The organism is Geobacillus uzenensis (assembly GCF_002217665.1).
Classification (GTDB): Bacteria; Bacillota; Bacilli; order Bacillales; family Anoxybacillaceae; genus Geobacillus; species Geobacillus subterraneus.
The window spans coordinates 137628-160166 of sequence record NZ_NEWL01000009.1; the positions used below are offsets into that span (position 1 = coordinate 137628).

Annotated in this window: 16 protein-coding genes, 6 pseudogenes and 1 CRISPR repeat array; of the genes and pseudogenes, 7 read left to right on the forward strand and 15 right to left on the reverse strand. The window is 49.0% G+C overall.

Features of this window, described 5'->3' with window-relative positions:
- Window positions 1-3 precede the first annotated feature (3 nt).
- Window positions 4-2313, forward strand: a complete 2310-nt coding sequence (locus tag B9L21_RS14110) for a YhgE/Pip domain-containing protein (protein ID WP_063166845.1) — start codon at window positions 4-6, stop codon at window positions 2311-2313.
- A gap of 198 nt (window positions 2314-2511) precedes the next feature.
- Here the strand turns inward: B9L21_RS14110 and B9L21_RS14115 are convergent, their stop codons facing one another.
- Window positions 2512-2859, reverse strand: a complete 348-nt coding sequence (locus B9L21_RS14115) for a hypothetical protein (RefSeq protein ID WP_015373855.1) — start codon at window positions 2857-2859, stop codon at window positions 2512-2514.
- Between the two features lie 199 nt (window positions 2860-3058).
- Between B9L21_RS14115 and B9L21_RS14120 the strand changes: the two genes are divergently transcribed.
- The 3 genes from B9L21_RS14120 to B9L21_RS14130 all read left to right on the forward strand — a co-directional run bounded on the left by B9L21_RS14120 (window position 3059) and on the right by B9L21_RS14130 (window position 5637).
- Window positions 3059-3583, forward strand: a complete 525-nt coding sequence (locus tag B9L21_RS14120; protein ID WP_063166846.1) for a hypothetical protein — start codon at window positions 3059-3061, stop codon at window positions 3581-3583.
- Window positions 3543-4196 (forward strand): PspA/IM30 family protein, encoded by a 654-nt coding sequence (locus B9L21_RS14125; RefSeq protein ID WP_063166847.1) that lies wholly within the window; start codon window positions 3543-3545, stop codon window positions 4194-4196. Before B9L21_RS14120 ends, B9L21_RS14125 begins: the two co-directional genes overlap by 41 nt.
- A gap of 199 nt (window positions 4197-4395) precedes the next feature.
- Complete coding sequence (locus tag B9L21_RS14130) at window positions 4396-5637, forward strand: MFS transporter (RefSeq protein WP_063166848.1); 1242 nt, start codon at window positions 4396-4398, stop codon at window positions 5635-5637.
- A gap of 266 nt (window positions 5638-5903) precedes the next feature.
- Here B9L21_RS14130 and B9L21_RS14135 read toward each other — a convergent pair whose 3' ends face one another.
- From B9L21_RS14135 to B9L21_RS14145, 3 genes are all read right to left on the reverse strand, one after another.
- Window positions 5904-6956 carry a P1 family peptidase gene (locus B9L21_RS14135; RefSeq protein ID WP_063166849.1) on the reverse strand — a complete coding sequence of 351 codons (1053 nt, stop codon included), beginning with the start codon at window positions 6954-6956 and terminating at the stop codon, window positions 5904-5906.
- 155 nt (window positions 6957-7111) lie between these two features.
- A CRISPR array of direct repeats spans window positions 7112-7934; the repeat unit is 30 nt; unit sequence GTTTCAATCCCTCATAGGTACGATAAAAAC.
- Window positions 7935-8113: 179 nt separating this feature from the next.
- On the reverse strand, window positions 8114-8860 hold the full coding sequence (gene cas6 / locus B9L21_RS14140) for a CRISPR-associated endoribonuclease Cas6 (protein ID WP_021321901.1): 747 nt from the start codon (window positions 8858-8860) through the stop codon (window positions 8114-8116).
- 130 nt (window positions 8861-8990) lie between these two features.
- Window positions 8991-10478, reverse strand: coding sequence for an IS5-like element ISGka1 family transposase (locus B9L21_RS14145; RefSeq protein WP_089135008.1), 1488 nt, complete (start codon window positions 10476-10478; stop codon window positions 8991-8993).
- Between the two features lie 196 nt (window positions 10479-10674).
- Between B9L21_RS14145 and B9L21_RS14150 the strand changes: the two are divergent.
- Window positions 10675-10863 (forward strand): annotated as a pseudogene (locus B9L21_RS14150) (RNA-guided endonuclease TnpB family protein); the annotation flags it as partial.
- Window positions 10864-10999: 136 nt separating this feature from the next.
- Here B9L21_RS14150 and B9L21_RS14160 read toward each other — a convergent pair.
- The 3 genes and pseudogenes from B9L21_RS14160 to cas1b form a co-directional block, all read right to left on the reverse strand.
- Window positions 11000-11290, reverse strand: a pseudogene (locus B9L21_RS14160) (RNA-guided endonuclease TnpB family protein); the annotation flags it as partial.
- A gap of 160 nt (window positions 11291-11450) precedes the next feature.
- The gene (cas2, locus tag B9L21_RS14165; RefSeq protein ID WP_063166851.1) at window positions 11451-11714 is read right to left on the reverse strand and encodes a CRISPR-associated endonuclease Cas2; all 264 of its coding nucleotides are present in this window, start codon (window positions 11712-11714) and stop codon (window positions 11451-11453) included.
- 11 nt (window positions 11715-11725) lie between these two features.
- A pseudogene (gene cas1b / locus B9L21_RS14170) lies at window positions 11726-12619 on the reverse strand (type I-B CRISPR-associated endonuclease Cas1b); the annotation flags it as partial.
- Window positions 12620-12817: 198 nt separating this feature from the next.
- Between cas1b and B9L21_RS17420 the strand changes: the two are divergent.
- Window positions 12818-12961, forward strand: a pseudogene (locus B9L21_RS17420) (IS4 family transposase); the annotation flags it as partial.
- Window positions 12962-12980: 19 nt separating this feature from the next.
- Here the strand turns inward: B9L21_RS17420 and B9L21_RS14175 are convergent.
- On the reverse strand, window positions 12981-13769 hold the full coding sequence (locus tag B9L21_RS14175) for an enoyl-CoA hydratase/isomerase family protein (RefSeq protein WP_063164908.1): 789 nt from the start codon (window positions 13767-13769) through the stop codon (window positions 12981-12983).
- A gap of 202 nt (window positions 13770-13971) precedes the next feature.
- The gene (locus B9L21_RS14180; RefSeq protein WP_063164805.1) at window positions 13972-15147 is read right to left on the reverse strand and encodes an ISL3 family transposase; all 1176 of its coding nucleotides are present in this window, start codon (window positions 15145-15147) and stop codon (window positions 13972-13974) included.
- Between the two features lie 120 nt (window positions 15148-15267).
- On the opposite strand from B9L21_RS14180, the pseudogene B9L21_RS14185 reads away from it, so the two are divergent.
- A pseudogene (locus tag B9L21_RS14185) lies at window positions 15268-16050 on the forward strand (IS4 family transposase); the annotation flags it as partial.
- An 11-nt stretch (window positions 16051-16061) separates the two neighbouring features.
- On the opposite strand, the pseudogene B9L21_RS17975 reads toward B9L21_RS14185, so the two are convergent.
- The 6 genes and pseudogenes from B9L21_RS17975 to B9L21_RS14210 all read right to left on the reverse strand — a co-directional run.
- Window positions 16062-16178 (reverse strand): annotated as a pseudogene (locus B9L21_RS17975) (subtype I-B CRISPR-associated endonuclease Cas1); the annotation flags it as partial.
- Window positions 16179-16180: 2 nt separating this feature from the next.
- Window positions 16181-16690, reverse strand: coding sequence for a CRISPR-associated protein Cas4 (gene cas4 / locus B9L21_RS14190; protein WP_063166853.1), 510 nt, complete (start codon window positions 16688-16690; stop codon window positions 16181-16183).
- Between the two features lie 9 nt (window positions 16691-16699).
- On the reverse strand, window positions 16700-19033 hold the full coding sequence (locus B9L21_RS14195; RefSeq protein WP_063166854.1) for a CRISPR-associated helicase/endonuclease Cas3: 2334 nt from the start codon (window positions 19031-19033) through the stop codon (window positions 16700-16702).
- A gap of 1 nt (window position 19034) precedes the next feature.
- Window positions 19035-19778 carry a type I-B CRISPR-associated protein Cas5b gene (gene cas5b / locus B9L21_RS14200; protein WP_063166855.1) on the reverse strand — a complete coding sequence of 248 codons (744 nt, stop codon included), beginning with the start codon at window positions 19776-19778 and terminating at the stop codon, window positions 19035-19037.
- Window positions 19779-19793: 15 nt separating this feature from the next.
- Complete coding sequence (gene cas7b, locus B9L21_RS14205) at window positions 19794-20750, reverse strand: type I-B CRISPR-associated protein Cas7/Csh2 (RefSeq protein ID WP_063166856.1); 957 nt, start codon at window positions 20748-20750, stop codon at window positions 19794-19796.
- A 1-nt stretch (window position 20751) separates the two neighbouring features.
- Window positions 20752-22467 (reverse strand): TIGR02556 family CRISPR-associated protein, encoded by a 1716-nt coding sequence (locus B9L21_RS14210; protein WP_063166857.1) that lies wholly within the window; start codon window positions 22465-22467, stop codon window positions 20752-20754.
- Window positions 22468-22539: the final 72 nt, after the last annotated feature.

The following is a 22539-nucleotide window of genomic DNA, read 5'->3' on the forward strand; positions in this document are numbered from 1 at the left end:
GGCATGCACGCATTTCAATTATGGTTAAAAGAATGGAAGGCCATTCTGTCCAACCGCAAAGTGCTGATTCCTGTCATAGCTGTATTATTCATCCCTCTTCTATACAGCGGCATGTTTCTATGGGCATTTTGGGATCCATACGATCATTTGGATGAACTTCCCGTCGCTGTAGTCAACCAAGACAAAGGGGCGGTTCTCAACGGCAAAGAGATTCATCTTGGGGAAGATCTTGTCGAAAAGTTAAAAGAGAACAAGCAGTTTGACTGGCATTTTGTAACCGAACATGAAGGGGAAAAAGGGTTAAAAGAACAAAAGTATTATATGCTCATTCAAATCCCTGACGATTTTTCCCGGAATGCGACAACGCTGCAAGACGATCATCCGAAAAAACTGCAGCTCATTTACAAACCGAATGAGGGATTTAACTTTCTATCGGCACAAATCGGCGAAACTGCAGTTGAAAAAATAAAAAACGAAGTAGCGAACGCCATAACAGAAACATATGCCGAAAGCATGTTTGATACGATTCAAACTGTCGCTGACGGATTGACAAACGCGAGCGACGGAGCCGCACAACTGCATGACGGACTCAGCCAAGCACAAGACGGAACAAACCGACTGTATGATGGCATGAAAAAAGCACAAGACGGAACTGAAACGTTATATCACCATTTAGCGACACTCGCGGAAAAATCCGTGAGCTTTACTGACGGACTGCACCAAGCTGCCAGTGGCTCATTGCAAGTTCAAACCGGGTCCGAAGCGCTTTACAACGGGATGAAACAGATGACCGCTGGGCAAGAGAAACTCCTCTCCGGAGCAAAGCAGGCTCAGCAAGGAGCAGCGAATCTTGCTTCAGGGACAAGACGCGTATATGAGGGAATGCAAGCGCTCGACGCCCGCACTCCGCAGCTTTTGCAAGGATCTGAACAATTGAGCGATGGAGCAGCAAAGCTCACAGCTTCATTGGCTCAGTGGCAGGAAGGAGCCGAACAAGTTCACACAGGTGCGGCCCAAATCACAAGCGGTCTTAAGCAGTTGGGCGCGCAGCTGGACGTGCTCATCAAGACAACTCCTCAAGCGCAACAGAGAGCCGTATATGAGCAATTAAAAGAACAAATCATGAAACTATCATCGGGAAGCCAGCAAGTCGAAAACGGCCTTGCGCAGTTAAATAGCGGCGCCCAATCGTTGCACTCTGGAGCCTCTTCTTTGCACGAAGGAGCCCAACAGCTGCATGAAGGGCACATCGCTCTCGATCGCGGAGTCGATGAACTGCTTGCCGGTCAACAACAACTTGTCAATGGCGCAGACGCACTGGCGAATGGCCAAGAACAACTCGTCAGCGGCATGAAAACAATGTATGACAAAATGCAAGAAGCTGCACAAGGAGCAAGCCAGCTTGCCCATGGCAGTGGAACACTTTCTTCAGGCCTGCAAACATTGGCTCAAGGAGCGGATCAGCTTCAAGATGGTACGCGCCAGTTGAGGGACGGTTCACAACAAGTAGCGGCTGGAACGAAGGAATTAACGAACGGGACAAAACATTTGCAAGATGGTGTCAACCAACTGACAGACGGCTCGAAAGAATTGGCGGATAAATTGAAAGAAGGAGCCGAACAAGCAAGCGATGTCAAAGCCAATAAGGCTGTCTACGACATGTTTGCCCAACCAGTGAATCTCCACAAGGAAGAAATCAATAAAGTGCCGAACTACGGAACAGGGTTTACGCCGTACTTCTTATCACTTGGATTGTTTGTCGGAGCGCTGTTGCTTTCCATCGTCTTTCCGCTTCGCGAACCAGCGGAGATTCCGCGTTCACCATTGCATTGGTTTTTGGCTAAATTCGGCGTCTTGATCGGCATCGGGATTTTGCAAGCACTGCTGGCGGATGTCGTGTTGCTGGTTGGACTCGATTTACACGTAAAAAGCGTCCCGCTCTTTATCGTGTTTAGCATTGTCACTAGCATCACATTTTTATCTGTCATTCAATTTCTTGTTACCGTGTTCGGCGATCCAGGAAGATTTATCGCGATTGTCGTGCTGATTTTGCAATTGACAACAAGCGCGGGAACATTCCCGCTCGAACTGATTCCACGCTCGTTGCAACACTTTAACGCATGGCTTCCGATGACGTATTCGGTTTTCGGATTGAAAGCGGTCATCTCAAGCGGTGATTTCTCGTTTATGTGGGAAAACATCGGCAAGCTGCTTCTATTTGTTGTTGCCATGATGATGGGAACACTCGTTTATTTGACTATCCAACATCGCCGCCAATTTGCCACGGCCGTCGAACAAGCTTCTGAAGCGTAATTGCTTCAGAAGCTTGTTTTTTTCTATCGACCCTTGCCATCGTTATCATTCTTTCATGATTTCTCTCTGATGCAAGGGACAATGATGGAGAACAGTTTTTCATGTTCTTCCTCACATTTCAACTAATGATTCTTGAACGGTGAGACAGGCGTTATGAGCCGCTTCAGCGTTTTTTCGCAAACGGAACGTCGCCCTGCTTCAGGCGATGCAACAGGTGGAGGGCGTGGAGAATGCCAAATATATCAACGCATTCACAACCGCGTTGATATACTGCATAACCAAGTCTCCGACATCGCGGATTTCGATCGGAAACAGGCGGATGATGAGGACAGACACCGCGATGATGAGGAACGAACCGATCAGAGTACCGCCGAACCGCGCCTGCGGATGCCATCGAATTCTCGCCAAGCCGACGATCAACGAACCGATGGCAAACCCCAAAAACGAGCCGTACGCATAATATCCAACATAAAACGTCGGAAACAAAAAGGAAAACAACAACACCAACAAAGCGCCGCCCACATCAACCCCATACGACCGAACCACGTCTTCCCCTCCTTCGTCCCCACAATGTCAGAAAAAACAGATGCCCGTCAAAATCATCGTCCATCTCGCGGCGGATCCCCTATTCATGATATACTCAAAAATCCTTCAAAAAAATGTTCGCTTTTCACCTAATTTTCTCCTTCCCCCTCTACAATACAAACCGTAAGCCAGTCCACTGCCGAAAAAAGGAGGTGACGATGTGAAAAAGGCAAAAACGTTCCTATTCATCGCGCTCGCTGCTCTCGTTGGATGGAGCGCGTTTCATGTTCTGACGCCGCATGAAGTGATGGCGCACGGCCGTCCGGGCGTTCCATTTGCCGGCGTGCACGATGGATTCGGACATCACCATCGAGAGTTCGGCATGGGATCGCGCGAAGGCTGGATGATGGCAGGTTTGTTCATGTGGTGGCTCATTCCGTTTTTGCTCGTGGGCGCGGGGGCGATATGGCTCGCCGCGGCGCGGTCGAAGCGCTGGATCGGTTGGGCGCTTGTCGCTTTAGGCGTTGCTGCGATCTTGCCGAAATGGGTGTTGATTTTGCTTGCACTGGCCGCGGTGTACGCCTCGGGGCGGCGTCAAGCGCGCAAACCGTCCGCTGTTGAGGCGTTGATGCCAGCGGCGCCTTCGGTTTCCACCGATTGGCTCGATGAATGGGAAAAATCAATTCAAAAGGAGGATCAATCAAATGGGTATTTTTCGCCGAATGAAGACGATCGTTCTCGCTGAAGTGAACGAACAAATCGACCGCTGGGAAGACCCCGTCGCCATGACGAAACAATATTTGCGTGAACTTGAAAAGCAGCTCGAACGAGGGCGCCAGGCGCTCGCCCAGCAATGGGTCGCCGAGCGGCGCTATGAGACGCTCATCGCCCAAGCGGAGGCGACGATTGAAAAACGGAGCCGCCAAGCGAAACTGGCGCTCGAGCGCAACGAAGAAGCCGTCGCCAAACTCGCCTTGCGCGACAAGCTGTTGTATGAGAAAAAGCTGGAGGCGTACAAACAACAATACGACGCCATCAAAGCGAAAACGGCGGAAGTCGCCAACCGTCTAAACCAACTGCGCGAGCGGTACGACGAGCTCGCAGCTAAGCAGCTGGAGCTCGCTACCCGCGTTAACGCCGCGCAAGCGTTGAAGCAAATCGACTCGGCGCTCGCCTCCTTTTCCGCCGACGAGGCGCTGCGCGGATTCGCCCGCATGGAAGAGCGCGTCATCGCCTTAGAAGCCGAAGCGTCCGCCGCCCGGTTCGGGACGAATGCTGCGTTGTCCCCCGTGCCGTTTGAGGAAGAAGTGGAACGTGAATTAGCGAAATGGAAGGAAGCCCAAGCCAATAACGCCTAATCCCCTCCCCCTTTGACATAGATGACCCCCTTGCCGGGCAGGCAAGGGGGATGGTGTTTGTTCAGGGAAATGGCACCGCTCCCCACCGTCGCACGGCCTGACTCTCGCTTTCCCCCGTTCGGAAGCAAAATCGTTTCCTTTGTTTTTCCATCGTGGTAAAATCATTAGAGAAACGAAATAATACAGGAGATGACCTCCTATGAACTGGAAGCGAAGCGTCCGCGTTCTTTGGCTGTGCAATTTCATGGTTTCTGCCGGGATGACGATGGTCATTCCCTTTTTGTCGCTCTTTTTATGGCAAATGGGCGTCACTGAGCACCACGCCTTGAGCATCTGGACGGGACTTGTGTTTTCCGTCACGTTCCTATCAGCCGCTGTCATGGCGCCGATTTGGGGCATGTTCGCCGACAAGTACGGCCAGCGCGCCAACCTCATCCGCGCGGGGATTGGCATGGGGCTGATCACCAGCTGCATGGCGTTCGCCCATTCGCCGATGGCGCTGCTTGTTCTTCGCTTTTTGGTCGGCTTTTTCTCGGGATTCATCACCGTCTCGTTTTCGTACTTGGCGCGCGTCGTGCCAAAAGACCATAGCGGCGAGGCGCTCGGGACGCTGCAGACGGGAAGCATCGCCGGCAACGTCATCGGGCCGCTCATCGGCGGCGCCTTATCCGATTGGTTCGGCTTCCGCCCGGTGTTTCTCGTGACCGGGTTTTGCATTTTGGCGACATTGCTTCCTGTCGTCTTTTGGCTCGACAAAGACCCCGTCGCGCCGCAGACGCAAGAGCGCCATGCCAGTTTCAAAGAAGTATTCGCCCATCGGCCGCTCGTCATCTTGTTTGTCGCCACCTTTCTCGTGCAAATCGCCGTTCTTGGCGTCAACTCGATGATGACGATTTTCGTCCAGTCGCTCGTCGGCGATTCTCGCAATCTCGCATTTCTATCAGGGCTCGCCTCCTCGATCACCGGAATCGCCACGATCATCGGCGCACCGTATTTAGGCAAGCTCGGCGACCGGATCGGGCAGGAGAAAACACTGCCGATGTTGCTTCTGCTCTCCGGCCTGTTCGCCTTGCCGCAAGTATGGACGGACCATCTTTATGAATTGTACGTCTGGCGCTTCTTGCAAGGGCTTGTCGTCGGCGGGGTATGGCCTGCCCTTCAAGCGCTGATCAACGCGCAATGCCCGCGCCGCATCCAAGGGCGGGTGTTCGGCGTCACAGCCAGCTCCCGCTTTCTCGGCAACTTGACCGGCCCGACCGCCGCCGGCGCGGTCGCTGGGCTGTTTTCCATCGCCTACATGTTCGCGTTGTCCGGCCTCTTGCTCATCGCCACCGGCGCGTTGGTCGGCTACGCCAACCGCCAGGCGGCAGCGGGGGCGCAGTCGTTTGACATAAAAGAAAAACTCGCCGCTTGGAAACACCGCCTCCATAGCCGGCACTAAGCCCGGTCCGTTTCGCAACGCCGGCGAAGAAACGTCGGTTTTGCCAGACCTCTCATTCGAAAAGAGGCAGTGCTCCGCCGTTTTCCACTGATAGACGCCGCCCGGCGAAAAACGGACAGAGCCCGAAAGGCGGATTCCTTTCGGGCTGTTTTGTTGAGCCAACGCCACAAGCAGAGAGCCTTGTCCCCATGCAAACGATGCGATAATCTTGACTTTCATCCCTCTCCATGACCGCCGTCCAGCTGGCAAGACGGCTGTAGCCATTCTCACCACGCCCGTTTCATCCGTTCCAGCAGCGCATACGGAATCGCTTCCCCGATCCGCCCGTTGCGTCCGGTTGTCGTCTCCGCCATCGTGAGCGAATTCCAAATCGCTTCCTCGGTCGCCTCAATCGCCGCTTGGAACAGCTCATTCATAAGCGGCGCATCGTCGCGGATGAGCGGCGGGACCGATTGAAGGGCAGAATCGGAAAAATGCGGGATCGTGTAAGCGTTGGAAAACGCAATCACAATATCACCGCTCCCGTGATGGACGCAGCTTCCCGTCCGCCCGAGCCCCACCGTCGCCCGCCTCGCCAGCCGCTTCAACTGCCGGGCATCGAGCGGCGCATCGGTCGCGATGATCATCATAATCGACCCAGGCGGCACTTCCCGTTCATCGAACGCCGGCGGCACATACGGCACAAACCGCAGCTCCTCGCGCCGGCCGAAATTGCTCACCACCAGCGCCCCGACCGTATACATCCCGCCCGCGATCCGCGATGAACTGCCGACGCCCCCTTTCCAGCCGAAGCACATCATCCCCGTCCCCGCGCCGACCGCTCCTTCTTCCATATCTACCCGCGCTTCGGCAATCGCCTGTTTCGCATGCGCCTTCGTCACCGCCAGCGCCCGCGCCGCATTCAAATAGCTGTCATTGCATTCCCCGACGACAATGTTGGCCGACCCGGTCGTATCTCCGATCTCCGGCGTCATCGCAAGCATATACTCAAGCGTCCCTTGCCAGACAGCGCCGACACTGAACGTATTGGTCAGCATAATCGGCGACTCGATCGTCCCCAGCTCCTCGACTTGCACAAGTCCCGCGGTTTTCCCGAACCCGTTCAGGACAAAGCACGCCGCCGGCACCTTCTCTAAAAACCAATTCCCCCCATGCGGCAACACCGCCGTCACCCCAGTGCGGACCACCGTCCGTTCATCCCGCTCTTCACGAATCGTCACATGCCCGACCCGAACGCCGGACACATCCGTAATTTGATTCCGCTTCCCTGTCGGAAGCGTGCCGATCGAAAACCCGAGATCGCGAAGTTTTTGGCGCATCGATGTGAAGCCTCCTGTCGCGGTGGTTAGCTCTCTAACCTTAAAATAGAAAAACCAAAAATTTATAAAACCGTGATGCACAAAAAAGGGAGTTCCGTTCTTTTCATCACAAATGTTTACAAAGAAACCGGTTGGATGAGCAAACGTAGGTGTCGGTTTTCATTCGTTATAGGTACGATAAAAACAGCCAAAGCCAAAGAAGGCAGCTTGGGGTTTGAGTTATGTTTTAATCCGTCGTAGGTACGATAAAAACCAAAAACCGACTGCAACGACTCGAGTTTCTGATCATCAGTTTCAATCCCTCATAGGTACAATAAAAACCGATCATAGTTCCCTTGAGATTATCGCTGTGGTAGTTTCAATCCCTCATAGGTACGATAAAAACAATGCGCCGAACTATGATGTGCATGTCCGTATCATGTTTCAATCCCTCATAGGTACGATAAAAACTTTCCTAGCGAGTGGCGGGAGGCAGTAGAGTTCGAGTTTCAATCCCTCATAGGTACGATAAAAACCGACAGGCGTTTTCTTATGCTCTGAAAAGATGTTCGTTTCAATCCCTCATAGGTACGATAAAAACCCGGTTGAGCTGCGCCAGGACGATGATCGGGACGTTGTTTCAATCCCTCATAGGTACGATAAAAACTTGAGAAGGTGAAAGGGTATTTGAAGCGGCAGAAGGAGTTTCAATCCCTCATAGGTACGATAAAAACGCTTCTCATCCAATTGGTATCCCGAATTTAGGTGTGTTTCAATCCCTCATAGGTACGATAAAAACTTCATAGTACGATGAAAATGTAAAGCAAATAAAGTCGTTTCAATCCCTCATAGGTACGATAAAAACGCAAACATTCGTTCATGAACTGCTGCACGCCTGTTTGTTTCAATCCCTCATAGGTACGATAAAAACGTGTATGCTCCAAAAGTCGGTAATACAACGCAAGCATAGTTTCAATCCCTCATAGGTACGATAAAAACCCCAAAAAGTGTTGTCATATCAACCTTTTCCCTTCAACGTCATCATCAGAATAACACGTTTCGAAGATTCTGTCAATCAAGTTCAACCATGATGGCTGTAGGGATCAGGCGATCAAAACCAATGTCGTCGACCCCCTAGGGTTTTTGCACGATTGGAGGTCGACGACAATCAGAATGGCTCACTCGCTGATTAACCGAAACATGCCGAATCCTTGGGAATTGCGGCTGCCTAGGCCAACGTGGTATAGAAACGTCAGTTGTTCGGGAGAAGAGGAAAGACGATAATGGCCTAACCAGCCCGTAATATACATATCTTTGAATCGTGTTACCACTCGATGACGGTGGTGGACATGGACAGGCTGGATCACCAATCTCTCTGCTGGCTCGACGCCATAGTACGCTTCGTATTTATGGCGGAAATTCAGCTCCACGAGGTGGGGAAAGACGTCGTCGTCCGGCCCGAAAAAATGCGTTTTCTTTTTGCCATCGATCGTTTCATACGTGCTGTATACGGTCAGCGGGGAGAGCATGGCCACCTCGATGGTGTTTTGGGCAATTTCCACCTTGTCCATCTTCACGCTTTGGACCTCCACCGGCTGATCGTAAAGCCAAATCTCCCGCCGCAGCAACAACTGCTGCCCGAGCTGCTCGGTCAAATCCGGGAGAATCGTGTCGATATGCCATTGGAAATCGTCCAAAAATCGTATCGTTTTCTTTCCCCTATCCACTTCATGCCTTCCAACTAGACGGCTAAACGTAAACAGTTTAAACGATCGCTTCTCATGGCGGAAGCCGATCTCATGCAAAAACGTCGCGAATCGTTCACTTTCTAGCGAACGATACAACAGGCCTTGCAGCAAATGCTGATAATGAAGCGGCAGCGACACGGGGCCTTGCCGCCCGTTCATCGTAATGGTCAGTCTCATGTGAATACCCTGCCTTCTGTAGGTGAACTACCCCCACTTAATTTTCTAGCGAAAATTTGAAGTGGGGGCTTCCAAAGAAGTTTGACTGCTTCAAGCAATCCTTATTCTTTGAGGCGTGTCCACTTCGCCGCTAGAGCATAAGACACTCATAGAAGGCCGGTGAATTAATGGGGCATAGACTTCCCACATGTCGAATTTTGGAGGCCATTCTCCCCGCCGTTTGGCGCCAAAGGATGGGAAGACGAGCAGGACTTCCTGCTCCCAATTCCGGTTTTGCGCACGCCAAAGAGCCGGTCCCCCCTCGTTTTTTTCGAAACCGGCACAATCGCTTCAGATTTTGCACGACGGCGGTCAACAGTGCCTGTTCTTCCATGGCGTAAAGGCCCCGGCTTCGGGCCCGGTCCAGCCCGTGACATTCCTTCCCTTCGGCGAACACATGCTCACAACGCGTGCGAAGGGCTTGAATGGATCGATAGCCGCCCTGTTGTTGAATGAGCCTCGCTTGATTGCGAATCTGAACGTCTCGGACTTTCGCCTGGCGCTTTGCTTCCTGAGCGGGATCCTTCGCCCGGCGCTTCCAGGTTGGAATCTCCTCCATCTCCTTGCGGCGCAACGGCACGAGCGGTGTGATGCCTTGAACGAAGAGCGCTTCCAGATACTCGGTGGTGCCATACGCTTTGTCCGCAGACAAGGTCCGAATCGTAATCGACGGGTGGCGAAACTGAATCGAAGCCAGCTGCTCCAAACTCGTCTCCCGTTCCGCCGTTCCAGTGGCGAGGCTGGCCCGTCTGGATAAAATCACGCGCGACTGGACATCGATGACGTCGTGCACCAGATACCGAGGATACGCTTCCTGCCCTTTGCCTTTCTTGTACAACCGGGCATCCGGATCCGTCACGCTTCGATGGGTCCGGTTGGAAAACGTGGCTCCACGGAAGTTTCCCCGTTCTTCGGCATGGACGCGTTCCCCTGATTTTGGAGACGGAGAGGGTGGGTCGTCATCCGGATCCCGGGCCTCGGTCTGTTCATCTTCCCGGGCAGTGCGGGCCAGATAGTCTTCCAACGTCTCCACCGGAGCGAGCTTGACCTCCCGCAAGCTGTGGATCGAGGCATTCGCCCGCACTTGGGTGCCGTCAGCCGCCGCATGGACATCCGGCGAGACCAACCCCGCCGCGATGCATTGATCCACCACATAGGTCATCAGCCGGTCAAAGATTCCATGTTGGCGCCAGCGTTTCCGTGTTTTGACGAGCGTCGTTCGATCCGGCAGTGTGGGGTGATGAGGATCCGGATGGAGCACGGATTCAAAGTCGAGACCGCAAAACCACAAGTATCCGGCATGCATGGGGAGGATCTCATACAACTCCCGCTCAGAGTGGTCGAACAAATACGAGAGCAGCATTAGGCGAAGCAGCCGTTCCGGATCCGCCGCCGGGCGACCCGTTTTTTCCGTGTACAGGGGAGCCACCCAATCGTGAATGACGGAAAAGTCAACCGCTTCGTTGATTTGGCGCAAGATATGATGTGGAGGAACGAGTTCTTCCATGTCGATGACTTGAAACAGACGAGGCTGAGTCGAAGGGTTTTTGGGGGCTTTCATGATCCGCTCACGCTCCATTCCAACGATTTTTCTTCCTTTTTCGACATAAGCCCCCTAAATCCCTGCCTCAGGGTGTACTTTTTTCACCGGCCTTGTCGAAGGGTTTTTGGGGGCTTTCATGATCCGCTCACGCTCCATTCCAACGATTTTTCTTCCTTTTTCGACATAAGCCCCCTAAATCCCTGCCTCAGGGTGTACTTTTTTCACCGGCCTTCTAGGAAAAAAGACAAATCAAAACTTTGTCAATATTCCTCTCGGTAACATAAAAGAAAAACTAGAATATCTTTGTGAATTTTACGGCATTGAATTCTTGAAACAGGAAGAATCATATACGTCTCAAGCCAGCTTTTTTGACGGCGATGAGATTCCTGAATATAATGCCGACAATCCAAAAGAATATAAAACGCAATATGAATCTAGGAAAAAAGACAAATCAAAACTTTGTCAATATTCCTCTCGGTAACATAAAAGAAAAACTAGAATATCTTTGTGAATTTTACGGCATTGAATTCTTGAAACAGGAAGAATCATATACGTCTCTTTCCTTGTTTGGCAAGACTGATCAAACCAAAGAAAGATTTAAAGGCTTCATTGACCTTTTTTAAAATTTGCTGTGCCATGTTGCTGTTTAACAGCTTATAGTTTTCGTTAGTTTTTGCAAGATGATAGTTTTTCTCATAATTAAGAAATTCCTTGTGTTCAAAATAGTATTGTCTGACATTGTACAATCCGACGTTGTACATGTTCTTGGCAATATGGCACAGTTCTCGAAGAGTCAAGTATTCTTCTTTGGTCAAACCATTTAGCTGTTGTTTGATACAAAAATACATGTTTTCACCTCCCATCTAACTATATGATACTATATTTTACTGAATCTATCCTATTTTCAGCAAAATATAGTTAAGGCGATTCATCTCCCACTTACTCCGCTTCGCTTCGTTGAAGTGGGAGTCTTCTCGCCTAATTAAGATAAATGCCGTTCCTTCTTCATTATAAGATGAACTCATCCCCTCCCTTTTTCAACCCCATTTCTTCTCTTTTCGAGTACTTTTGGGTACGAAACGTGTAAAAAATGACCGAGTCCTCATCAGGATCCATCATTTGGCGCAGTTCCATCTTTAACTTTTCGTAATTCGCCGTTGTGATCTCCCCTTCAAACACCGAGTTTTGCACCCAATGAAGATATTTGCGAGCAATTTTCAACGCTTTGGCCACGCGCTTTTCGTTAAAATCGTACACGAGAATCACAAACATAGTGCTTCCACCTACCAACGAGCTGCATAAGGCTCGTACGTTTTTTCACCGAGAAGATGCTTTTGAACTTTATATAACTCAAGGCGAATGAGACGACGATACGATACAGACTTCCCCAGATGACGATGTTGAACCGTCGTCTGCATTTTCTTCTCCAATTCACTGACAAATAACTTTCTTCCTTCTTCATTTAACAAAATGCCGTCGGTTAATTTCTCAAAATGCTTATGCGACAACATATGTCGATTCACTAAGGTGAAAATCAAGCGATCGACAATGATCGGTTTAAAAATTTCCGCAATATCCAAATTCAATGAAAAGCGGCGAAAGTTCGTGCTATGCAAAAAGCCAATGCGCGGATCTAAATACGTCTTATAAATTTCACTCAAACACATCGTGTACACAATCGAGTTCCCAAAGCTAATCAGTGCGTTCAAACGATTATGCGGCGGCCGTTTGGTCCGCTTTTCAAACACAAAATCTGGATGACGGATGATGGTATCGAACGAAGCATAATACGCTTCACGAATATGACCTTCTGCCGCCATTAACTGCTCCACCGTTTCCGCCTGATTCAACCTCCCTTCTTCCCGTTCGATCGATTGCAGCGCTTTTTCCAATTCCTCCGGTTCAGAAAGGCGGGAACGGTAATACTTGAGCACCCGCTCCATTTGGCGGATGGAGCCTTGAACAAACAGGCGGGCAAGCTCTAATCGTTTGGCCGGATCAATGTAATGCTCCGCTTGCTTTACTATGACATGTCCGGAATTTAAATGTTCTCGCGGATAAAAGGAGCCGACGTAATAGCCATAATGATTAAAGTAATGAACGATGATCTCTTTTTGCGCCGCAAACTCCAAAAACCGTTTCGACACGTCCACTTCCCCGAAAATATAAATATCATTCCAGGCGTGTTGATTATCCAATAAAATCCAAAGGGTATAGAAAAAAGAGCACCTTTCCTGTAGAATGTGAGTAACGACACAAACAAACCCAGGAGGTGCTCTCTATGAACAAGCATACCACACTCCCGAATTTGATGCAAAAACTTGTTTCGGATGAAGAGATTCAACTGATTGCCGAAGCGGTTGGGTATCGTGATTCGTACGAACGTCTCTCTTTCCTTCATTTCGTTCGTTCGCCGTTTTTTCTCTGGGCAGCTTCCTCTCGATTGGAAATCCGGGATGGCCGCTGCTTTGTTTGAGTATGCCCAAATTTATGGAAGGCGTATGTCTAATTTTGGATAATCAACACTCGTGGATTATTTTATTTTCCTGTGAAGTTTGGTTTTCTTTTTTCCACGAATGCTGCTACACCTTCTTTGAAGTCCTCTGTTGTACGGAGCAAACCATATGCTTTTCCTTCAATTTCAAGACCTGCGCTAAGAGGTGTTTCATAGGCGGCATTCAGTACTTGTTTACATACTTTTAGCGCAAGTGGGGAAAACTTCATAAGTTCATCTGCAAGCGCATTGACTTCATTTTCAAGTTCTGCTTTCGGAACCACTTTTGTGATAAGTCCCCATTGATATGCTTCATCGGCTGGTATTCTTCTTGCTCTCATAATCATGTCTTTCGCGCGGGTTAATCCGGCTATTTTTGCTACCCTCTGTGTTCCCCCGCTTCCTGGAATCATGCCGAGATTCATCTCTGGCAGCGCCAGGAGTGTATCATCGGCGGCGATACAGAGATCACAAGCCATCGCAATTTCAAGGCCAACACCAAATGTATAACCTTGCAGTTGGGCGATTACCGGCTTTGGAGAGCGTTCCGGCGCCGCAACATTTACAGCAAGATGTGACAGTTCTTCTTGGTGTACTTCCATAAATTCTGGAATATTTCCACCCGCACTGAATGCCTTAGTGCCTTCTCCTTTAATGATGATGACACGAACGTCATCGTCTTTGTTCAACTCATCGAAAATTTCCGAAAATTGAGATCGTGCAAGCATACTGATATAGTTCATTTTTTCTGGACGGTCGAAAATAATAGTGGCCGTCTTTTTCTCCTTATTTTTTTCCACGCGAATGTGATCATATTGTTTTACTGCTTCCATCATTGCTTCCCCTTTCTTCATCTTAGAGTTATTTATTTTAATTACTGTAGATGAGTATTTTTCATTACAGTAATTTCCATTCCCTAAGAGACAAACAGGGGACCCCTTAGGCGACATGGAGCTGTTTTTTGATCACATCAATGGGAATATCTTGCTTTGCGGCGTCATAGAGGTTCATCACCAAAAGATGTACTTGCACCTGTCATGAAAGTATGTTAGCTGTTTCCAGCCGAACCCGCAGTGCAAAACGCTGGATATTTCGGTATCCGTATCCCCGACGTTTCATCAGCTTGATCTTGTTATTCGTTCCCTCCATCTTCCCATTCGAATAATGGGATAAAATGCACGATATCATTTCGTCTGTTCGTTTGACGAGTGATTTTGCGATGGCACGAACAACGGAACAAGGACAAAACAAATACCGATGAATCCAAGCCTTCAAGCGTCGTTTCGCCTGTTGCTCATCTTTGCTTTTGAACACATAGCGAACATGTTGGAGCGATTGGTAAACAGACTTTAAGTAATCGCTTTCATTACACCATTCTCGTATGATTTGACGTTCTTCCTCCGTCAATTTCTCTGGGCATTGGCTCAATAAACGGCAAACGTAACGAACATTTCCGTGTTTCTTGCCTCCTTTGCCCAAATATTTGCGACAACGTTCTAAAGCATCGGTAAACAGCTGAATGACATGGAAATAGTCGACGACATGTGTCGCCTCTGGGCAAACCCGTTGAATCGCTTTTTTCATCGCTGGAGCCAAGTCACTCACGACATACTGAACGGAACGAGACACATGAGCCAATGCACGCCCAATGGCTTCCTCGTTCTTTCCTGCTTCCATGGCATACACTTCTCCCGTTTCGGCATCCATGATCGCCACTCCATAGTCGTGCCCTTTTCGAAAAGCAAACTCATCGACACAAACCGCCTTTGGTTGGACGTCATTCGATAGGAAGGAAGGGGCATGGGTATAAAACCATCGTTCAACGGTCGTGTAAGGAAGCTTGAGCATACGAGCCACCGCCTGAATGGATGTTCCGATGCAAGATTGCGCGACCCATCGCTGAAAAGCATCCGTCGCCACACTTCGAGGAGAGATGGCTGGATACGACGTGCTGAACGTCACGCCACACGTGCTACAACGTCTGCGCTCGACAGGAAGTTCGATCCAAAAAATTCCGATTCGCTGAGCATAGCCATGCATCCATTGCTTCTTTTTGTCTGTCATTTTGATCGTGCGCTTCAAGCAGACAGGACATAACGGGCATTGTTCGGGTAGAGAAAGTTCGAAAATCCAACGTTCCCCTTCTTTTCGCACCTTTTGAATCAAAACATCTGGTAAATCGATGAGTTCTTTGATAAACTGAGAGTACATGCGAATTTCCCTCCATGGTTTGGTTTGGTCACCTTTACCATACAGGAAAATTCGCATTTTTTGTACCCTCTATGCACACCTACCTTAAATGATCAAGTACAACTTGTGGTGAAGAGCCATTCGACGACCGTCACGGTCGGGAAAAACCGCCTCCCATGGGCGCCGTATCACGGCGAACGCGCCGGAGTGAAGCTGCACGTCGCGTATTCGCCGGAATCCTCGCTGCCGGCAGACGTGGTGGAAACGACCGGACTGCGTCACGATGGCCCGGTGGGAGAACAGTTGACGAACGCTCAACAAGTGCTGGTGGAAGACCGGGCGTATTTCAAAATCGAACGCCTCGATCGATTTGTGGAGCAGCATCAGCTCTTTGTCATTCGAATGAAGGACAACATCGAACTTCATCAGAAAAAAAGCTTGAAACGCCTTTCCAGCACATCTTCATCGGTTCAAGCCGACTTCACGTGCCAGTTGGGGACGAAACAATGCCGATCGACCAAGCGTCACCGGGTAGTGATCTTTCGAGATGCAAATGGCCGCGACATTCGGGTCGTGACGAATCTCTTCCATGCGTCTGCGGAAACCATTGCCGACATGTACCAACAACGTTGGACCGTTGAAGTCTTTTTCCGCTGGGTAAAGCAATATCTGAATGTCCCAACCTTGTTTGGCACGACGGAAAATGCGGTATACAATCAGCTGTTTGGGGCGTTCATTGCGTATGTGTTGCTGCGATGGCTGTATGATCAAACCAAAAAACGGACGAACGTCTCTCTTTCCTTCATTTCGTTTGTTCGCCGTTTTTTCTCTGGGCAGCTTCCTCTCGATTGGAAATCCGGGATGGCCGCTGCTTTGTTTGAGTATGCCCAAATTTATGGAAGGCGTATGTATAATTTTGGATAATCAACACTCGTGATATCATTCGTATTTTCTACCGGTATATAACGTTTACGTCCTTCTGTTTCGAAATACAGGCTATTGTCTTTGCGACGAAGTTCACCATTTTGGAAAATATAAAGCGTCTTTTTCATTTCTATTCCTCCGCCCAACAATATTCACGGTAGGCGCATTTGCCGCAAAATGATATCTTTTTCGGCGGCGGTGGGACAGGCATTCGCACGATGCGACGGATGTCGGCAATGGCACGTTCTAACTCATGCCGCCCTTCCTCGGTCCATTCGACACATTCTTTTTTCCGCTCCTTTGGAAACAACAGTTCCCCTTCCGCGTAGATCCCCGCCTGTCTCAACGTATCTAAATAGTATAACAGCTGCATTCGAGCGCTTTTTAAATAGCTCAATGACTTCTTCACTTCTCCTATAATCAACTGGCCGTCTTCTTGACGGATGCGATCAATGACAATGGAACCTATCGATATTTCTTTCTTGTCTCTCTGGTAAGTTGTTTCAGAAAGAAATCTCCCAATTTCTATCGCTTCATCTTCTTGGTCTGGAGCAATCTGATGCTTCATCAGCCAAACTTCGCGCGGACAAATGTAATAGTACCAAATGTCCGTTCCCGTCACAGGCATTTCATATTCCATCGATCTCACCTACCAAATGAGCCCTTCACTTTTCGTCCGGTACCCGAGCGCCTCATCGTAAAAGTCTGACAGCGAATCGTGTCCCACATACCCGATCCCATGGACAATCGGCGGTTGGTGATCTACCCGCGCTGGAATCGCAATGACATATTGAAAAAAGCGGGTTTTAATATCAGAAAATCTCTTCCTCCGCTCCCACCGATCGCTGATTCGCAAAATGGTCTCATATTCACGAAACACTTCGCTCGCTTCCTCATCCAGCTCAATAAAGACATTGAGTTTTTCCCCTTCTCCTTCAATCAGGTGAAAATGCGACACAGGAAGGCGGTCAACGGTTTCTTCCCCATCAAAGTACAGCGTCATCATCCCTTTTAACAGCCGTTCGGACTCGTTATTGCTCATTCGTGCAGCCAGCGTTTCGAAATAGGCTGTAATCAACTGTAAAAATTCGCTTTCCTCTATTTTCGCTTTTCCTTTTAACAAAGCCTGTGTAATGTCTAAGCGGATCGCATCATAAATATAGCTCGCGTATAATCGCTTTTTGTTGTCTGTTAAGCGAACAATGTGCACCTTCCCTCCTCGCTGTCCGTGGCGGTTGCACCTTCCAGCTGCCTGCTGGATGGAATCCAAGGGGGCAAAGTCTCGGTAGACCACATCAAAATCAATATCAACCCCCGCCTCGATCAACTGCGTGCTAACGACAATCCGATACTCCCCGTTTTTCGCTGCCATGATCCGCCGCAGGCGTTCTTTTGGCGGAATATGAGTAGACAGAAACGTCATGTCCCCCTCATCTATGCCTTCGTCTAGAAAGGCACGGTATAAAGCTTTAGCACTCTCAATCGTATTCAAAATGAATAAGTACGTTTTTTCCCCATCCCACTCGATTTGCCGAGCAAACTCCTCGATCTCTAGCGGTTCGTCGATGTCTGGATGCAAGGTCACCCGGGAAAGCAGTTGAAAATAGGCCGATTCATTGACAAGGGAAACCGCTTCTGGAAACCATTTTGGATCCGTTGCCGAGCTGAAGATAAAATAACAGCCGAGTTCTTCCGCCATCGCAGCAAACAAGCGGCGAACAGCCAACCAATAACGATGAGGAACGGCCTGCACCTCATCGATGAGAATAATGGAATTGGCCAACCGATGAAATTTGCGCAGTGAAGCATTGCGGTGAGAAAAAATCGTTTCGAACAGCTGCACAAAGGTAGTCACAATCAATTCCGAATGCCAACCTTCCACCAACAGTTTCGCTGCCTCATAATCAGCGTCGTAACGCTCCTCATCTTGCCTTGTCACATAACGCATATCAGCCAGATGATGATGCGCAAGCCAAAGCTGGTGATCCTCCTGCATTCCGCTCGCAGCAAAAACGTCTTTTAGAACACTTGCCGTCTGGTCAATGATGCTGAGAAAAGGAAGACTGTAAATGATTCGGGGCGTCACCTGTTGACGGCGTTCGATTTCGTGGCGAAGACGCAAGGCAAAGTGGAGACCGGCTAACGTTTTTCCCATTCCGGTTGGCAAGTTCAACGAATACACATGATGACGCAAATCGATCGGCGCCTGATCCACTTCTTGAAACGCCCGCTCTCTCCATTCATTCAACTTCGTTTTCGGCCACGATTGTTGCTGCTTATAGCGCAGAATCAAATCAGCCGGAATGTCCTTGCGCCCGGAAAACGACCATGACTGCTTTTGCAAAATTCCAACTTCTGACTTATCTGCATCAATGAGCAGAGAGAAGAGAAACAACAGTTGCAAATATGGCACAAGCGAATCATTGCTTCGATTCCATTTCATGATCCAGCGGCGCAACGAGCGAGCTTCGGCAAAAAATCGTTCAATCCACGCTAACCACACTTCTTTCGTCCAAATCGCTTCTTGTCCAACACCCAAACAGGCCATCTGTTTGGATAGTGCGGAAAAGTCTGTTGCTTCAGCTTGACGTTTCAACAACGTCTTGGCCTCGTCCCCCATCCGCTTCAGTTCTTCCAGCCAATCGTCTAAATTCCCATGATGCCGCTTCACGACAAGAAACGCCAACAATCGCCAAAACTCATCCATCCCCTTTTCTTGTAAAAAAACCGCTACGAGGACAGCCGACAAAAGCGCATGGCTTTTTAATGCAGGCGGACCTTGAAAGGAATCCGGTGATTGGATGTATTGCTGGAAGAAGGCATGACTTTTGCCGATATCATGAAAAAGCGCAATCCACCGATTCACTTCCCCCAACTGTCCGGACTCAGCGAGACGGACGGACTTTTCAGACAAAAAGAGGGAGGAAAGCTGTTCCACCCCTCGCAAATGATCCGACAAAAAATAATGGGGATGAGAATACATCCTACTCTCCCTTTCCATTCGAATAGAAAAAGACAATCCGTTCTCCTTGCGCATTCTCCCAATAATAAGGGACCGAAGCGAGGAGCGGACGCGCCCCCGCCTCGAAAATCACTTCTTCATACCGAGAAACTACCCGTGCCGGATCCATCTCCCAAGCCACTCGTTCCTTGCGATACTCTTTTCCCGGCTCTACTTTCAGCGCTTGTATGTCTCTTCCTGGGATGACCGAACAAATAGGCACAGGCTCTTTGTCCATCGCTTCAACCCGATGAAAATCGTCTACAGCGACAAACCGTACATCTGCTAAACATTCACTCAATCCTAGACACGGCGTATAGACGCTTTTGTGCTGCCGAACGAAATCAACAAGCTGCGAAAATCGCTCATGATCGTTCATATATACGTAGCAACGGAAACGAGGAAAACGCAAAAACTCCACGCGAATTTGCGTTCGTGCTCCTTCCCGCCGTTGCTTCGGGACCCATATATTTCCTTTTGTGTTGACATAGTTGATGCCGACTCTCGTTTTTCGTACAGGTTCCATCAGGCGTACAGCCACATTCGTCGTCTCATGGTTAAACACCCGCAAATAGTCATTATCCTCTTTTCCCACTCCAACGATGGCGCCAAGCAAACCAAAAAGAGCCGTTGGGGGAATAAACGAGTGCGTCAGCGGCGAGGAAGTCGAATACATTTGGCGAAAATGGCCAAAATCGGCTCGAACATCAAATACAAGCACATTCATCGCACTCATTCCCTGTTACCGAATATCGACAGTGATTCCTTCTTTGCGCAAGCGCTCAGCCAGATTCTCACTGCACGCAAGCCTTCCGTCCTGACGCAGCTCGATGTTGGCGATGTGTTCTTTCTGTTGAACCAATACTTCAGCCAATCGCGACACATCGAGCACATAATCGCTGACATCCCGAATTTCCTCTTCCGCTTTTTCGGTGTGAAGAGAAATATACTTATCCAACTCTCCGATATGGAAGTACGGCTCTTGATAGACGACGCGAAGAAGCAACCGCGGAACATGTCCAACTTTCGAACGCGAAATTAAGTTTTTCGTACCTTCCCACATCGCTTCCATCAGCAACTCCACATCTTCTTCCGTTAATCCCGTGAAGCGCGCCGCCGCCTCATTGATCATCCCGTAAAAAGCAATGAGGGAATAAGGCAACACATATTCCTCACGGAACGTCTTTTGTGTCATTTGCCCACCTGAGGCAAACGCTCCGGTTCCTTTGATATACTCCATCTTCACCCGATGCAGCGATTGCCCCATTTTAAATTGGACCGGCCCTGTATGGGTAATTGAGCTTTTTTCCTTTTGATTTTTTTCGATCGGCAATGTCACGCCAAACAACCGCACATCAATGCATTGACGCAGCACTTCATCGTTGATGATTTTTTTCATTTCGCGTAAGGTCAGTTTCGATTTATCTAGTTTCTCGCCGTCTTTCACTAAAAAGTCTTCCGCCCGGGCCTTCGCATCTTGAATATACTCATCGTCTTGCGCAATTTCGCGGACAAAAATTTCTTGTTGACGATAGTCATATAAATAATCCCGAATCGTCCGTTTCAGCCGAACATCGGTGACAATATTCTTCCCCGTTTCCTCATCGATGCGCGGCTTGTTCCCGTCAACCGGATCGCCATTCGGGTTTGCCCATTGCACATCATACAAAAAGAGCAGCTCGGAACGGTGCTTGACCATATTATTTCTCCTCCTTGTTCGCTACGATTTCTTTGACCTTCCACGATAAGTTCATCCCGCAGGCGAAATAAAAATTCAATTCATCGACAGATAATTTCCATCTTGGGGAAGAGGATAGGAATAAATGGGAAATTTCTTCCGCCAACTGTCGATGGCTCGCATAGTAAGACTCGTATTCTTCGAGTTTTCCGATGACCTTCGGAAGCAGCCCTTTGATCGCCTTCTGGTCCATCTTCAACCCCATTAATTGCTTCACAAATGGCTTGCTTCCCCGTTTTTGTTGCTGGATGTCAAGCAACATTTGCGTCAATGCCCCCAACAGGAAAACAGCTTGTTTTTCCGGAGACTCCAGCTGTCCCCCGTACGCATCAAACAACTGCGCAAATTTCCCTTGCACCGCCTTCTCTCCTTTCCTGACCAGCACGCCCGCCTGCTCTAAAAAAAGCACAACCGCAAGCGCTTGACGTGTTTTGTTGACAAACGACCAATCGCCAGCCTCATAATCATAAAAATCAGCCCGAAGCTGCTCCATAAAAAAGGGAGCGAAAAACGAGATCGAAAGGGGCTTCTTTTGGAATACATACTCCACCACTTGCAAAAAGTACTTATCATAGACACCCGGCCGAAAAAAGGTGCGAAGAAAGCCAAAGTGAAAAGGATGGTCCCCTTCTCTATACAGAAGAGACTCCGTCGCTTTCTTCGCTTGAAACAATTCACTAATTCGCGACGGCAACACATCTTCAATCAATAACAAAATCCGCTCGGCACTTTGAATCTTCTGCAAGAACAACAGCTGAAGCGACAGGGAATTATCATAGTCTTGCATGAGCCCAAGCAAGTCTTCCTCCGTCGTCATAAAGGAATCTGCCTGCTCTTGATGAACGCGAATGTCTTTCTTTCCGTCTGTCAAATATTGAAGCAATTCATCCAATACATCCTTGCCAGCCGGAATGAGCAATGTCGGAATGACGAAATAAGAAAAACCGTAAAAGCGATAGTGCAAATGGGACTCCACAAACTTTCTTCCTTCTTCAATATGAGCTTTGCAAGATAAACAGACGGGGTAATTTCGCCACGCTTTGGCCTCGTCAAACCCTCCTGTAATAAATCCGGGCTTGTCCAACGTATAAAACCGAAACACGGATAATTTTCCGATGACCGTATCTTTGCGCTCCCCACAAATAGCGCATACTTGATCCCGAGCCGACAACTCCATATCTTTCTCGTGAACTAGATGCAAGAAAGCATCGCGAAACGGCTCACAGTCATATAAATAGGAGCCGTTAATTTTTAGAGAAATAAGGGAACGATCGGTTGAGAGAGAGAGTTTTTCCCTCAACTCCTGCAAGATCGCTTCCTTTTTTTGCACAAGCAATTGCTCAATCGCCCGAAGAACGGGATGATCCATTTTGCGGGTAACCGTTCGAAACCAGCCAATGACTTTTTGTTCATATGTATTTTCAATCGTTGTAATTTTCGCCGTCGGCGAATAGTTGGCTCCGCGAGACGAACCGGAACGAAACAAATATTTTTTGTAATCGCTTCCACATCCCTCAATCTCGCAACCTTCCCAGACAACATTCCCTTCTTCGTCCGCACGCACTGCAACAAGCACACAAGCAGGATAGCCGGGGTTCTCCACCAACTGATCCACCACTGACCCCTCTCCTTGCTTTTCAAGCACTATCTTCCCAATTTGGGCGATCGCTTCGATCAATCTATCACCCCTCCGCATCATGAGAACTAATTCCATTATACCATATTTCAGGAAATATGGTATAAAAATTTA